The sequence below is a fragment of the Pseudomonas sp. CC120222-01a genome (assembly GCF_003097235.1).
Classification (GTDB): domain Bacteria; phylum Pseudomonadota; class Gammaproteobacteria; order Pseudomonadales; family Pseudomonadaceae; genus Aquipseudomonas.
The window spans coordinates 26668-40513 of sequence record NZ_QEQQ01000003.1 but is presented as its reverse complement, the minus strand read 5'-3'; the positions used below and the strand labels follow the sequence as shown (position 1 = coordinate 40513).

Sequence of the window (13846 nt, the reverse complement as noted above, 5' to 3'; positions counted from 1 at the left end):
ATGTGCAGTACTTGTGGGAGCGGGCAAGCCCGCGAAGCAGGCGACGCCGGTGCTTATTTGCGAATGATGTTGTGCTCCGGGCCGTACGGGAACTTGGTGATGTTCTCGGCCCCGTGTTCATTGACGATCAGGATGTCATGCTCGCGATACCCACCCGCCCCCGGCCGCCCTTCGGGCAGCATGATCATCGGCTCGATCGACACGACCATGCCCGGCTCCAGTACCGTGTCGATGTCCTCGCGCAGTTCCAGCCCGGCTTCGCGGCCGTAGTAGTGGCTCAGCGTGCCGAACGAGTGGCCGTAGCCAAACGTGCGGAACTGCAGCAGGTCGTGGCGCAGGAAGATCTCGTTCAGCTCACGGGCGATGTCGCAGCAACGCATGCCCGGGCGCACCAGCTTGAGGCCCGCTTCATGCACCTCGACGTTGGCCTGCCACAGGCGCAGGTAGTCGTCCGGGCAATGGTCGAGGAACAAGGTGCGCTCCAGCGCGGTGTAGTAGCCGGCGATCATCGGGAAGCAGTTGAGGCTGAGGATATCGCCCTTGTTGACCTTGCGGCTGGTGACCGGGTTGTGCGCACCGTCGGTGTTGAGCCCGGACTGGAACCAGGTCCAGGTGTCCATCAGCTCGCTGTCCGGGAAGCTTCGGGCGATCTCGCGGACCATCGCCTGGGTGGCATGCAGCGCCACTTCATATTCCGGCACCTGGTCGCGCAGGGCCTCGACCACCGCCGCCCCTCCGATGTCGGCAACCCGTGCGCCATGGCGGATCAGCGCCTGCTCCTCGGCCGACTTGATCATGCGCATGCGCATGCATGGTGCACCGATGTCCAGCAACTCGGCCTTGGGGTAGCAGGCAGCGAGCTTGGCGTGGTTCTGCAGGTTGAGGTGGTCGTATTCGACGCCGATGCGCGAGGCCAGGGGCAGGGCCTGCTGGATGGCGACGAAGTAGTTGTCGCGCTGCCAGTCGGTGTAGACGATGTTGTCGGTGCCCACCGTGCGCCGCCAGGGCTGGCCGCCGTCGATGTTGGCGCTGATCGACACCACCTTGTCCTGGGTGACCACCAGCGCGTAGGGGCGGCCGAACGAGCAGTAGAGGAAGTCGCTGTAGTAGTTGACGTTGTGGTACGAGGTGAAGATGGCCGCCTCGATATCCTGCTCGGCCATGTAGGCCCGCAGGCGGGCATGACGGGCGGCGTACTCCTGCGCGGAGAAGGTCGGCTTGACCTTGTCGCCATTGCGGATTTTCAGGGTCTGGGGCATTTGCATGGTCGGTGTTCCTTGTCGTTGTGAGCACGCTGTTCAGGCCGGCCGCCTGACAAGCATTGCAACAGAACGAACGAGGACGCTTTTGTATCTATCCGACCTGGAATTGGCGAGATTGCCAATGGCCAGGGGGCTGCTCTGCAGCCCTTTCGCGACACAAGGCCGCTCCTACAAGTATCGCGCCATCTGCAAACCTGGCGCTGTCCTGTAGGAGCGGCCTTGTGTCGCGAAAAGGGCGCAAAGCGCCCTCCATTCACTTCAGATCAAAGCGATCCAGCTCCATGACTTTCACCCAAGCGGCAACAAAGTCTTTGACGAACTTGTCATTGCCATCGCTGCTGCCATACACCTCGCTCAACGCCCGCAACTGCGCATGCGAGCCAAACACCAGGTCGACCCGGCTGCCCGTCCACTTCACCTGCCCGGTCTTGCGGTCGCGGCCTTCGAAGCTTTCGTTGTCCGCCGACGTCGGCTTCCATTCCACGCCCATGTCCAGCAGGTTGCGGAAGAAGTCGTTGCTCAGGGTGCCGGGCTTGTCGGTAAACACTCCGTCCTTGCTGCCACCATGGTTGGCACCGAGCACGCGCAGGCCGCCGATCAGCACGGTCAGTTCAGGCGCGGTGAGGGTCAGCAACTGGGCCTTGTCCAGCAACAGTTTCTCGGCCTTGACGCTGTAGCGGTCCTTGCTGAAGTTGCGGAAGCCATCGGCCAGCGGTTCCAGCACGGCAAACGACTCGACGTCGGTCTGCGCCTGGGAGGCATCGACCCGGCCCGGGCGGAAGCCCACGCTGACGTTGTGCCCGGCGTCCTTGGCAGCCTTCTCCACGGCGGCCGAGCCGGCCAGGACGATCAGGTCGGCCAGGGAAACCTTCTTGCCACCGGCGTTGAATTCGCCCTGGATCTTCTCCAGCGCCGCCAGCACCTTGCCGGTGCCCTGGTTGGCCGCCCAGTCCTTCTGCGGTGCCAGGCGCAAGCGGCCGCCATTGGCGCCACCACGCTTGTCCGAGCCACGGAAGGTCGAGGCCGCCGCCCAGGCGGTGGAAACCAGTTCGGCGACGCTCAGGCCCGAGGCAAGAATCTTGGCCTTGAGCCCGGCGATGTCCTGCTCGCCCAGCACGGGCTGGTCGGCTTTTGGCAGCGGGTCTTGCCACAGCAGCTCTTCGTTGGGCATTTCCGGGCCCAGGTAGCGCGCCAGCGGGCCCATGTCACGGTGGATCAGCTTGTACCAGGCACGGGCGAAGGCGTCTGCCAGCTGGTCCGGATTGTCCTTGAAGCGCTTGGCGATCGGCCCGTAGATCGGGTCGAAACGCAGGGCCAGGTCAGAGGTGAGCATGGACGGTGCATGCTTTTTCCCCGGATCATGGGCATCCGGCACGGTGCCTGCGCCCTTGCCTTCCTTCGGTCGCCACTGGTGGGCACCAGCCGGGCTCTTGGTCAGTTCCCACTCGAAATTGAACAGGTTGTTGAGGTACTCGTTACTCCATTGGGTGGGCGTCGAGGTCCAGATCACTTCCAGGCCACTGGTGATGGCGTCACCACCCTTGCCGGTGCCGAACTTGTTGGCCCAGCCCAGGCCCTGGAGTTCCAGGCCGGCAGCCTCAGGCTCGGGGCCGACGTTGTCAGCCGGGCCGGCACCGTGGGTCTTGCCGAAGGCGTGGCCGCCGGCGATCAGCGCCACGGTTTCTTCGTCGTTCATGGCCATGCGGCCGAAGGTGTCGCGGATGTCCTTGCCCGAGGCCACCGGGTCAGGGTTGCCTTCCGGGCCTTCCGGGTTCACGTAGATCAGGCCCATCTGCACGGCAGCCAGCGGGTTTTCCAGGTTGCGTTCGGGAGGCAGATCGCGGCTTTGCTCTTCCGGGCGCTTGGCTGGCTCTGCCACCAGGTCACCTTGGCCTGGTGGCTGGGCTTTGACCTGTTCCTTGCCGTAGCGGGTGTCGCCACCCAGCCAGACCTTTTCCGAGCCCCAGTACACATCTTCGTCCGGTTCCCACACGTCGGCGCGCCCGCCCGAGAAGCCGAAGGTCTTGAAGCCCATGGACTCCAGGGCGACGTTGCCGGTGAGCACGATCAGGTCGGCCCAGGAGATCTTGTTGCCATACTTCTGCTTGATCGGCCACAGCAAGCGCCGGGCCTTGTCCAGGCTGACGTTGTCCGGCCAGCTGTTGAGCGGCGCGAAGCGCTGCTGACCGGAGCCGGCACCGCCGCGACCATCGCCGATGCGGTAGGTACCGGCGCTGTGCCAGGCCATGCGGATGAACAGCGGGCCATAGTGACCGAAGTCGGCTGGCCACCAGTCCTGGGAGTCGGTCATCAAGGCGGTCAGGTCTTTTTTCAGGGCCTGGAAGTCGAGGCTCTTGAACGCCTTGGCATAGTCGAAGTCCGGGTCGGGGCTGGACTTGGACGAGTGTTGATGGAGAATCCTGAGGTTGAGCTGGTCAGGCCACCAGTCACGGTTGGTGGTGCCGCCACCTGCGGTTTGATGGAACGGGCATTTCGATTCGTTCGACATCTGCTGTTACCTTTGGGTCGGTTATCCAGATTTCCGGTCTATGCCAGGTGTTCTTTCAGCCGAGCACTGGGCTCATGCCTACCCCTTCATCAGGTCTGGTCGGTCACGTGCCGACACGGGGCTTGCGAAGCTCTCACGCCACGCGCGGCGCAGTCTTGCACACAGGTGCTGACGCGCCGCCCGCAGGCGGATTACGTAGGGCCAGGGGAAAGACTAGTCGAGCTTGGGCAGAGTTCTAATAGAGTGGCTCTTCCAGGCTGATAGCCCCGGCACATCCATACAAGGCACAACCGCCAGCATCGTGCTTCAATACACCGCCAACCCCTCCAGCCCCGGTGAGCCAAGCCCCATGAACCGCAACGACCTGCGCCGCGTCGACATGAACCTGCTGGTGCTTTTCGAAGCCCTGATGATCGAACGCAACCTGACCCGCGTCGGCGAAAAGCTGTTCATCACCCAGTCCACCGTCAGCGCCGCCCTCGCCCGCCTGCGCGAACTGTTCGACGACCCGCTGCTGATCCGCAGCGGCCGGGCCATGGAGCCAACCCCGCGGGCCATGCAGATCTTCGCCGAGCTGGGCCCGGCCATGGACGTGATTTCCTCGGCCATCAGCCGCGCCCGCGACTTCGACCCGGCCAGCAGCTGCAACCAGTTCCGCCTGGGCCTGTCGGACGACGCCGAGTTTGGCCTGTTCCCCGCCCTGCTGCAGGCGCTGCGCGATGAGGCACCGGACATCAGCGTGGTAGTGCGCCGGGCCAACTTCCTGCTGATGCCGGGCCTGCTGGCCAGCGGCGAGATTTCGGTGGGCGTGAGCTACACCACCGACCTGCCGGCCACCGCCAAGCGCCGCAAGCTGCGCGATATCGGCGTGCGGGTGCTGCGCGCCGACGACCGACCGGGCCCGCTGACCCTCGACGAGTACTGCGCCCGGCCCCATGTGATGGTGTCGTTCTCCGGTGACATGAGCGGCAACATCGACCTCGACCTGGCGCGCATCGGCCGCTGCCGCAAGGTGGTGCTGGCCGTGCCGCAGTTCGGCAGCCTGCGCGCACTGCTGCGCAACACCGAAATGATCGCCACCGTGCCGGACTACGCCGCCTGTGCCCTGGCCGACGATGGCAGCCTGCGCGCCGACCCGGCGCCCTTCGAGATCACCGAGGCCGAGCTGTCGATGGTCTGGAGCGGCGCCCATGACAACGACCCCGCCGAGCGCTGGCTGCGCGAGCGCATCCTGCAGTACATGGCCCGCCCGAGCTGATCCATCGACCTCATCGATAGCCACCATGAATGCCATCAAGTTCCGCCGCAGCCACTGCGGGCGGAAGATGGCGGCATTCACTGATCGATGAGGCGCTACCCATGAAAACCGGCATGCTCGCTGCCCTGCTCGCCCTGTTCGCTGCCCTTGGCGGTTGTGCCGCGCCGGCTGGCCAGCAGGCTGCCCAGCCCTACGGGCACTTCTACTCGGCCACCGCTCTATCCAACGTGGCCCTGGCCCCGGGGCAGCACGTGGCCGTGCTGCTTGGGCGCAATGCCGACAGCACCCTCAGCTACCTGCAGCAGCACCGTGGCAACGCGGCGGCCAAAGTGCAGCCGCGCAGCATTCCGGTGGCCACCCTGCGCGGTGGCAGCCAGGCCTACGACTGGCTGGCACATTCGCTGGCCCAGCAGTTCGCCGAGGTGACCTTCTATGAAGACCTGGACAGCCTGCTCGCCGACCACCCGGACGTGATCGTGCTGCTGGACAGCGAAAGCCGCCTGGCCACGGCAGACGTTGAAAGCCGGGTGGTGGCGCGCTTCTTCGACAGCCAGCTGACCTACATCGGCCGCGCCGAAGGGCGTGCGCGCAAGGATGTCAGCAATGTGGCGCGGATGCTGGACGATGAACAGGCTGCCAAGGCCGATGCCCTGCGCGATTTCGACGCTTCGCTGCAGCGCCTGCTGGGCAGCAAGGTGTAAGGCGCAACGACGCTCCGGCAGAAAACAGGGAACTCCCGCCACTCGCCCGCCATCTTAAGCAGTGAGTGGTTTTTTCCTTGTACTTCACGTTACTGGAGAACACGACATGCGCCACCTACTCCTCGCCCCTGCGCTGCTGCTCCTGCTGCCTGCCGGTGCGGCCCTGGCCCGCGTCGATGCGGGCGACGTCGCCACCTCGGCCGGTGTTTCCGCCTCGCTGTATTCGACCTTCAAGGATGACAAACGGATCATCCCCGCACGCGACGAGCTTTCCGCCTTCGTCGCCAGCGGCGGTGCCATCCGTGGCGCCTATGTGGAGTCGGCGCTGGAACAGGCCCGCAAGGACAACCCTGGGTTGCAGGCCAGTGACGAAGAGCTGGCCCGGGCAATCCTGTCCCAGGATGATCCGATCGCTCATCATTGATGTAGCGCCTGCACAGGCCTCTTCGCGGGGCCCCGCTCCTGCACATAGCCTGTAGGAGCGGGCTTGCCCCGCGAAAGGGCCGGCACAGGATGACCTCAGCCCCAGCCATCCATGCGCATGGTCGCCCTGACCAAGCGCTGCTCTTCCTGCTCGATCTCCCGCAAACTGTCGCGAATCCCGTTGATATGCTCACGCGCCGCCCGCTGCGCCTGCTCGGGCATCTGCTCCATCACCGCGTGATACAAGCGCGCATGCTGGCGATCGATCTGGCGCTTCTGCGCCGGGCGGCAATAGAGGTTGTTGACCGAGGCGAACACCGTACTCAGGGTCAGGTCGCTCAGTGACTGCAGGGTATGCACCAGCACCGGGTTGTGCGACGCCTCGCTGATCGCCCGGTGGAAGGCATGGTCACGCCGGGCATGCTCGCGTGGGTCCAGCACTTCGACAGAAGCATGGGCATCCAGCATGTCTTCGTAGCGCCTGCGGATCAGCAGGCGGTCGATATCGGTGGCGCGCAACGCCGCCAGGCGCGCCGACTCGGCCTCCAGCAAGGCGCGCACCTCCAGCAAGTCAAACAATGTGCGCGGCTGCGAGCTGAAAAGGTGCATCAACGGCGTGGCACTGGCCTGCCCGGCAAGGTCGGCGACGAACGAGCCACGCCCCTGCTCGGTATCGATGATGCCGCGCCCACGCAGGATGCGCAGGCCTTCACGCAGTGCCGAGCGCGAACAGCCAAGTTTCTCCACCAGGCGCCGTTCCGACGGCAAGGCCTGGCCAACCTTGAGCACGCCTTCGACGATGAGCCGCTCGACCCGCTCGGCCACCTGGTCCGCGACCTTGGCCTTGCCTTCAATTCCCATGCACTGACTCCAACTGGTAGGACCACTGCTGTCGATGGCTCCAATCTAGCCGCTTGAACCCAGCGATAACCAGTATTTCGCGGAAAAACTGGTAGGACCAGTGCCCCGCACCCTCGACCACCCCCACTCAAGCGCGCAGGCTGCAAGCGTGACCGGTTTGCCCACAACAACAAAAACTGCCGCTGAGTGAGCCTGATGAACATCCTCTACGACGAACGTGTCGACGGAGCGCTGCCCGCCGTGGACCTGCCCGCGCTGCTGCAAGCGTTGCGTGATGCCCTCCCCGACCTTGAGATCCTGCACCGCGCAGAAGACCTCAAGCCGTACGAGTGCGACGGTCTCTCGGCCTACCGCACCGTGCCGCTGCTGGTAGTGCTGCCCGAACGCCTGGAACAGGTGCAAACCTTGCTCAAGCTCTGCCACTCCCGTGGCGTACCAGTGGTAGCGCGCGGCGCCGGTACCGGCTTGTCGGGCGGCGCGCTGCCGCTGGCCAAGGGCATCCTGCTGGTGATGGCGCGCTTCAACCGCATTCTCGAAGTCAACCCGCAAGGCCGTTTCGCCCGGGTGCAGCCCGGTGTGCGCAACCTGGCCATATCCCAGGCCGCCGCCCCCCACGGCCTGTATTACGCACCCGACCCTTCTTCGCAGATCGCCTGCTCGATCGGCGGCAACGTCGCCGAAAATGCCGGTGGCGTACACTGCCTGAAATACGGCCTGACCGTGCACAACCTGCTCAAGGTCGAGATTCTTACCGTCGAGGGTGAACGCCTGACCCTGGGCAGTGATGCCCTCGACAGCCCTGGCTTCGACCTGCTGGCATTGTTCACCGGCTCCGAGGGCATGCTCGGCATCGTCACCGAAGTGACCGTCAAGCTGCTGCCCAAACCCCAGGTGGCGCGGGTACTGCTGGCCAGCTTCGACAGCGTCGAGGACGCCGGCCGTGCGGTGGCCGAGATCATCGCCGCCGGCATCATCCCCGGTGGCCTGGAGATGATGGACAACCTGGCGATCCGCGCCGCCGAGGACTTCATCCACGCCGGCTACCCGGTGGATGCGGCCGCCATCCTGCTGTGCGAGCTGGATGGCGTCGAAGCCGATGTGCAGGATGACTGCGAGCGGGTGGACCAGGTGCTGAAGCAAGCCGGCGCCCGCGAAGTGCGCCTGGCCTGCGACGAAGCCGAGCGCGTGCGCTTCTGGGCCGGGCGCAAGAACGCCTTCCCGGCGGTGGGGCGGATTTCGCCCGACTACTACTGCATGGACGGCACCATCCCGCGCCGCGAGCTGCCGCGGGTGCTCAAGGGCATCAGCGAGCTGAGCGAGGAATACGGCCTGCGCGTGGCCAACGTGTTCCACGCCGGTGACGGCAACATGCACCCGTTGATCCTGTTCGATGCCAACCTGCCTGGCGAGCTGGAGCGCGCCGAAGCCATCGGCGGGCGCATCCTCGAACTGTGCGTGGCAGTGGGTGGCAGCATCACCGGCGAGCACGGCGTGGGGCGCGAGAAGATCAACCAGATGTGCGCGCAGTTCAACAGCGACGAAATCACCCTGTTCCATGCCGTGAAGGCGGCGTTCGACCCAAAAGGGCTGCTCAACCCGGGCAAGAACATCCCCACCCTGCACCGCTGCGCCGAGTTCGGTGCCCTGCACGTGCATCACGGGCAACTGCCCTTCCCTGAGCTGGAGCGCTTCTGATGAGCATGGACCGCGACATGAGCCAGGACCTGCTCGAACAGGTCAACCAGGCTCTGAACCTGGGCACGCCGCTGCGCATCCAGGGCGGCAACAGCAAGGCCATGCTCGGCCGCCCGGCGGCCGGCGAAATCCTCGATACCCGCAACCACCGCGGCATCGTCAGCTACGACCCGACCGAGCTGGTGTTGACCGCTCGGGCTGGCACGCCGTTGCTGGAGATCGAGGCGGCGCTGCACGAGGCCGGGCAGATGCTGCCCTGCGAACCGCCACACCTGGGCGCCGAGGCGACCCTGGGCGGCATGGTCGCGGCCGGGCTGTCCGGGCCACGCCGGCCCTGGGCCGGGTCGGTACGTGACTACGTACTCGGCACGCGGGTCATCACCGGGCACGGCAAGCTGCTGCGCTTTGGCGGCGAGGTGATGAAGAACGTCGCCGGCTTCGACGTCTCGCGGCTGATGGCCGGCAGCTTTGGCTGCCTGGGGCTGCTGACCGAGGTGTCGCTGAAGGTGCTGCCACGCCCACGGGAATGCCTCAGCCTGCGCCTGCCGATGGACCGCCACCAGGCCCTGGCCGAACTGGCCGAGTGGGGCCAGCAACCGCTGCCGATCAGCGCCGCCTGCCACGATGGCGAAGCACTGCACCTGCGCCTGGAGGGCGGTGCAGGCTCGGTGCAGTCGGCGCGCCAGCGCCTGGGCGGCGAGGTGCTCGACAGCCGCTTCTGGAGCGACCTGCGCGAACAGCGCCTGGCCTTCTTCAACGACCCGGCGCCGCTGTGGCGGCTGTCGCTGCCGACGGCCAGTGGCGAACTGGACGTGCCGGGGCAGCAGCTCATCGACTGGGGCGGCGCGCAACGCTGGCTGAAGTCGGCGGCACCGGCGCAACTGATCCGTGAACACGCGGCCAAGGTCGGCGGCCACGCCACCCTGTATGCCCCCGGCGACGACAGCAGCGCGCCGCTCCCGGCGGCGCTGATGCGCTACCACCTCGCGCTCAAGCAGCAACTCGACCCCCAGGGCGTGTTCAACCCTGGCCGCCTGTACCCGGACCTGTGAGGCCACGCCCATGCAAACCAACCTGAGCGAAAGCGCCAAGCGCCTGCCCCGTGGCGAAGAAGCCGAAAGCATCCTGCGTTCCTGCGTGCACTGCGGCTTCTGCACGGCCACCTGCCCGACCTACCAGTTGCTCGGCGACGAACTGGACGGGCCACGCGGGCGCATCTATCTGATCAAGCAAGTGCTCGAAGGCGCGCCGGTCACCGCCAGCACGCAACTGCACCTGGACCGTTGCCTGACCTGCCGCAACTGCGAAACCACCTGCCCATCGGGGGTGAAATACCACGACCTGCTGGACATAGGCCGCGCCGTGGTCGAGCAGCAGGTCCCGCGCCCACTCGGCCAGCGCCTGCTGCGCCAGGGCCTGCGCGTCGTGGTGCCACGCCCGGCGCTGTTCAAGGCCCTGACCCGCACCGGCCAGGCTCTGCGGCCGGTGCTGCCGGCCAACCTCAAGAGCAAGCTGCCGGCCCAGGTGACGCCGCCCGGCGAGCGGCCCGCACCCCGCCATGCCCGGCGCATCCTGCTGCTCGAAGGCTGCGTGCAGGCCGCCTTGTCGCCCAACACCAACGCCGCCACCGCGCGCCTGCTGGACCGCCTGGGGATCAGCGTGGAGCCGGCGTACGAAGCCGGCTGCTGCGGTGCAGTGGACTATCACCTGAATGCCCAGGAGCAGGGCCTGGAACGCGCCCGGCGCAACATCGATGCCTGGTGGCCGGCCATCGAGGCCGGTGCCGAGGCCATCGTACAGACCGCCAGTGGCTGCGGTGCCTTTGTGCGTGACTACGGCCACCTGCTGGAAAAAGACCCGCACTACGCCGCCAAGGCTGCACGGGTCAGCGCCCTGTCGCGGGACCTGGTCGAAGTGCTGCGCGACGAGCCGGTCGAACAACTCGGCCTGTGCGCCGAACAGCGCCTGGCCTTCCATTGCCCGTGCACCCTGCAACATGCGCTGAAGCTCGGCGGCCAGGTGGAAAGCCTGCTGACGCGCCTGGGCTTCACCCTCACCCCGGTGCCGGACGGCCACTTGTGCTGCGGCTCGGCCGGCACCTATTCGCTGACCCAGCCGGCGCTGTCGCGGCAATTGCGCGACAACCGCCTGAACGCGTTGGAAAGCGGCAAACCGCAAGTCATCGCCACCGCCAACATCGGCTGCCAGACCCACCTCGACGGGGCTGGACGTACACCGGTGCGGCACTGGATCGAAATTGTCGAAACAGCCTTGAGCCAGGAGAACAGCCATGCATAGCAAATCCGTGATCGGCCAGGCGGAAGTGACCCGCCTGCTCGCTGCCGCCCGCCAGGAAGCCCAGGCGCAACAGTGGAAGGTGACCATCGCCGTGGTCGACGACGGCGGCCATCCGCTGGCCCTGGAGCGCATGGACGGCTGTGCGCCGTCCAGCGCCTACATCGCCATGGAAAAAGCCCGTAGCGCCGCCCTCGGGCGCAAGGAAACCCGCGACTTCGAGCAGATGGTCAATGGCGGGCGTACCGCCTTCGTCACCGCGCCGTTGCTGACCAGCCTGGAAGGCGGCGTGCCTGTGCTGGTCGATGGCCAGGTCGTCGGCGCCGTCGGCGTGTCCGGGGTCAAGCCCGAGCAGGATGCCCAGGTGGCCAAGGCGGGCGTGGCGGCCCTTTGAATCGGCGCCGCCCCCTTCGCGGGTGAACCCGCCCCACAGGGACAGCACAGGTTTCAAAGGTTGCTCAGTACCTGTAGGAGCGGCTTTAGCCGCGAAGAGGCCGGCACAAGCAGCACATTTTCTGAATCTGTACACCGAGCGAGAAGACAATGACCCATCCCCTCAAGGTCGCCCCGATCCTGCAACGCTTCATCGAGGATGAAGTACTGCCCGGCACCGGCATCGACGCCGCCAGCTTCTGGCAAGGCTTCAGCAGCCTGGTCCACGACCTCGCCCCGCGCAACCGCGAACTGCTCGCCGAACGCGACCGCCTGCAGCACGAACTGGACACCTGGCACCGCCAGCACCCGGGCCCGATCAGCGACATGGCCGCCTACCAGGCGTTCCTGCGCAACATCGGCTACCTCGTTGAAACCCCACGGCAAGTGCGTATCAGCACCTCCCAGGTCGACCGTGAAATTGCCGAGCAGGCCGGCCCGCAACTGGTGGTCCCGCTGAGCAATGCCCGCTACGCGCTGAACGCCGCCAACGCACGCTGGGGCTCGCTGTATGACGCGCTGTACGGCACCGATGCCATCCCCGAAAGCGACGGCGCCGAGCGCGGCCAAGGCTACAACCCGGTGCGCGGCGCCCGTGTGATCGCTTTCGCCCGGGACTTTCTCGACCGCTCGGCGCCGCTTGCAGGCGCATCCCATACGGACGCCCAGGCCTACGCGATCCATCAGGGCAAACTGCAGGTGACCTTGAGCGATGGCCGCCAGGTCGGCCTCACAGCGCCTGCGCAACTGCGCGGTTATCAAGGTCAGCCCGGCCAGCCATCGGCCATCCTGCTGCAACACCATCGCCTGCATTTCGAGATCCAGATCGACCCGGCCAGCACCATCGGCAAGGCCGACCGCGCCGGGGTCAAGGACATCCTCGTCGAAGCCGCACTGACCACCATCATCGACTGCGAAGACTCGGTGGCGGCGGTGGATGCCGAGGACAAGGTCAACGTCTACCGCAACTGGCTGGGCCTGATGAAAGGCGACCTCAGCGAGCAGGTCAGCAAAGGCGGCAAGACCTTCACCCGCACGCTCGCCGAGGACCGCACATACCACGGCGCGGATGGCCAGCCCCTGTCCCTGCCCGGCCGCTCGCTGCTGTTCATCCGCAACGTCGGCCACCTGATGACCAACCCGGCGATCCACGACCGCGATGGCCGGGAGATCCCCGAAGGCATCCTTGACACCGTGGTCACCAGCCTGATCGGCCTGCACGACCTCAAGCGCCGCGGCAACTCCCGCGAGGGCAGCCTGTACATCGTCAAGCCGAAGATGCACGGGCCGGCCGAAGTCGCCTTCGCCGACCAGCTGTTCGGCCGTGTCGAGGACCTGCTCGGCCTGCCCCGGCACACTTTGAAGATGGGCATCATGGACGAAGAGCGGCGCACCAGCGTCAACCTCGCAGCCTGCATCGCCAGTGCGGCGGCGCGGGTGGTGTTCATTAACACCGGCTTCCTCGACCGCACCGGCGACGAGATGCACAGCGCCATGGAAGCTGGCGCCATGCTGCGCAAGGGCGACATGAAAGGCAGCGCCTGGATCCAGGCCTACGAACGCAGCAACGTACTGGTGGGCCTGGCCTGCGGCCTGCGCGGCAAGGCGCAGATCGGCAAGGGCATGTGGGCCATGCCCGACCTGATGGCGGCCATGCTCGAACAGAAGGTCGCCCAGCCCCGCGCCGGCGCCAACACTGCCTGGGTGCCCTCACCTACCGCCGCGACCTTGCATGCGCTGCATTATCACCAGGTGGACGTGGCGGCGGTGCAGGCACAGCTTGAAAATGTCGACCTGGGCGCCGAGCGCGAGCAGCTACTGCATGACCTGCTGAGCATTCCGGTGAGCCCGGATCGTCCCTGGAGTGCAACCGATATCCAGGCCGAGCTGGACAACAACTGCCAAGGCATCCTGGGTTACGTGGTGCGCTGGGTGGAGCAAGGCGTCGGTTGCTCGAAAGTGCCGGACATCCATGACGTAGGGCTGATGGAAGATCGCGCCACCTTGCGCATCTCGGCCCAGCACATCGCCAACTGGCTGCACCATGGGGTGGTCGGCAGTGACCAGGTCGAGGCGACCTTGCAGCGCATGGCTGCGGTGGTGGACCAGCAGAATGCCGGGGATCCGGCGTACCGGCCGATGGCCGGGAATTTCGCGGGTTCGCATGCGTTCCGTGCGGCGCAGGCGCTGGTGTTCAGGGGGCGTGAACAGCCGAGTGGCTACACCGAACCGTTGCTGCACGGGTGGCGCTTGAAGTTCAAACAGGAGATTCAACAATAACACGGGCCTTGTAGGAGCGGCCTTGTGTCGCGAAAGGGCCGCAAAGCGGCCCCAGGTTTCTGGGCTAACGCAGATATTGCCGGGGGCTGCTATGCAGCCCTTTCGCGACACAAGGCCGCTCCTACAGGAA

General features: G+C 66.1%; 11 protein-coding genes. 8 read left to right on the top strand and 3 right to left on the bottom strand.

All coding sequences use genetic code 11. The features are described 5' to 3' along the window. Positions 1-53: 53 nt before the first annotated feature. Together N430_RS05660 and katG are read right to left on the bottom strand one after the other, a co-directional pair. Positions 54-1265 carry a M24 family metallopeptidase gene (locus N430_RS05660; protein ID WP_110634497.1) on the bottom strand — a complete coding sequence of 404 codons (1212 nt, stop codon included), beginning with the start codon at positions 1263-1265 and terminating at the stop codon, positions 54-56. 250 nt (positions 1266-1515) lie between these two features. After that, positions 1516-3771 (bottom strand): catalase/peroxidase HPI, encoded by a 2256-nt coding sequence (gene katG, locus N430_RS05655; protein ID WP_110634500.1) that lies wholly within the window; start codon positions 3769-3771, stop codon positions 1516-1518. A 349-nt stretch (positions 3772-4120) separates the two neighbouring features. Here katG and N430_RS05650 point away from each other — a divergent pair, with 349 nt between their 5' ends. The 3 genes from N430_RS05650 to N430_RS05640 all read left to right on the top strand — a co-directional run bounded on the left by N430_RS05650 (position 4121) and on the right by N430_RS05640 (position 6154). Further along, the gene (locus N430_RS05650; protein WP_110634503.1) at positions 4121-5029 is read left to right on the top strand and encodes a LysR family transcriptional regulator; all 909 of its coding nucleotides are present in this window, start codon (positions 4121-4123) and stop codon (positions 5027-5029) included. Between the two features lie 101 nt (positions 5030-5130). Then, complete coding sequence (locus N430_RS05645; protein ID WP_110634505.1) at positions 5131-5730, top strand: hypothetical protein; 600 nt, start codon at positions 5131-5133, stop codon at positions 5728-5730. Between the two features lie 106 nt (positions 5731-5836). Further along, positions 5837-6154: a DUF2388 domain-containing protein gene (locus N430_RS05640; protein ID WP_110634508.1), complete on the top strand. Its 318-nt coding sequence runs from the start codon at positions 5837-5839 to the stop codon at positions 6152-6154. 95 nt (positions 6155-6249) lie between these two features. Here N430_RS05640 and glcC read toward each other — a convergent pair whose 3' ends face one another. After that, positions 6250-7014 carry a transcriptional regulator GlcC gene (gene glcC, locus N430_RS05635; protein WP_110634511.1) on the bottom strand — a complete coding sequence of 255 codons (765 nt, stop codon included), beginning with the start codon at positions 7012-7014 and terminating at the stop codon, positions 6250-6252. 195 nt (positions 7015-7209) lie between these two features. Here glcC and glcD point away from each other — a divergent pair, with 195 nt between their 5' ends. The 5 genes from glcD to N430_RS05605 all read left to right on the top strand — a co-directional run bounded on the left by glcD (position 7210) and on the right by N430_RS05605 (position 13716). Then, positions 7210-8709 carry a glycolate oxidase subunit GlcD gene (gene glcD, locus N430_RS05630; protein ID WP_110634514.1) on the top strand — a complete coding sequence of 500 codons (1500 nt, stop codon included), beginning with the start codon at positions 7210-7212 and terminating at the stop codon, positions 8707-8709. Then, positions 8709-9761: a glycolate oxidase subunit GlcE gene (gene glcE / locus N430_RS05625; RefSeq protein WP_110634516.1), complete on the top strand. Its 1053-nt coding sequence runs from the start codon at positions 8709-8711 to the stop codon at positions 9759-9761. Before glcD ends, glcE begins: the two co-directional genes overlap by 1 nt. Positions 9762-9771: 10 nt before the next feature. Beyond that, positions 9772-11007 carry a glycolate oxidase subunit GlcF gene (gene glcF / locus N430_RS05620; RefSeq protein WP_110634519.1) on the top strand — a complete coding sequence of 412 codons (1236 nt, stop codon included), beginning with the start codon at positions 9772-9774 and terminating at the stop codon, positions 11005-11007. After that, positions 11000-11398, top strand: a complete 399-nt coding sequence (locus N430_RS05615) for a heme-binding protein (RefSeq protein WP_110634522.1) — start codon at positions 11000-11002, stop codon at positions 11396-11398. The genes glcF and N430_RS05615 overlap by 8 nt, the downstream gene beginning before the upstream one ends. Positions 11399-11547: 149 nt before the next feature. Further along, positions 11548-13716, top strand: a complete 2169-nt coding sequence (locus N430_RS05605; protein WP_110634528.1) for a malate synthase G — start codon at positions 11548-11550, stop codon at positions 13714-13716. The last annotated feature ends 130 nt before the right edge of the window (positions 13717-13846 follow it).

Bases quoted from the DNA above. Each gene is read 5' to 3' on its own strand.
- N430_RS05660 (WP_110634497.1), bottom strand. From the start codon at position 1,265: ATGCAAATGCCCCAGACCCTGAAAATCCGCAATGGCGACAAGGTCAAG.
- katG (WP_110634500.1), bottom strand. From the start codon at position 3,771: ATGTCGAACGAATCGAAATGCCCGTTCCATCAAACCGCAGGTGGCGGC.
- N430_RS05650 (WP_110634503.1), top strand. From the start codon at position 4,121: ATGAACCGCAACGACCTGCGCCGCGTCGACATGAACCTGCTGGTGCTT.
- N430_RS05645 (WP_110634505.1), top strand. From the start codon at position 5,131: ATGAAAACCGGCATGCTCGCTGCCCTGCTCGCCCTGTTCGCTGCCCTT.
- N430_RS05640 (WP_110634508.1), top strand. From the start codon at position 5,837: ATGCGCCACCTACTCCTCGCCCCTGCGCTGCTGCTCCTGCTGCCTGCC.
- glcC (WP_110634511.1), bottom strand. From the start codon at position 7,014: ATGGGAATTGAAGGCAAGGCCAAGGTCGCGGACCAGGTGGCCGAGCGG.
- glcD (WP_110634514.1), top strand. From the start codon at position 7,210: ATGAACATCCTCTACGACGAACGTGTCGACGGAGCGCTGCCCGCCGTG.
- glcE (WP_110634516.1), top strand. From the start codon at position 8,709: ATGAGCATGGACCGCGACATGAGCCAGGACCTGCTCGAACAGGTCAAC.
- glcF (WP_110634519.1), top strand. From the start codon at position 9,772: ATGCAAACCAACCTGAGCGAAAGCGCCAAGCGCCTGCCCCGTGGCGAA.
- N430_RS05615 (WP_110634522.1), top strand. From the start codon at position 11,000: ATGCATAGCAAATCCGTGATCGGCCAGGCGGAAGTGACCCGCCTGCTC.
- N430_RS05605 (WP_110634528.1), top strand. From the start codon at position 11,548: ATGACCCATCCCCTCAAGGTCGCCCCGATCCTGCAACGCTTCATCGAG.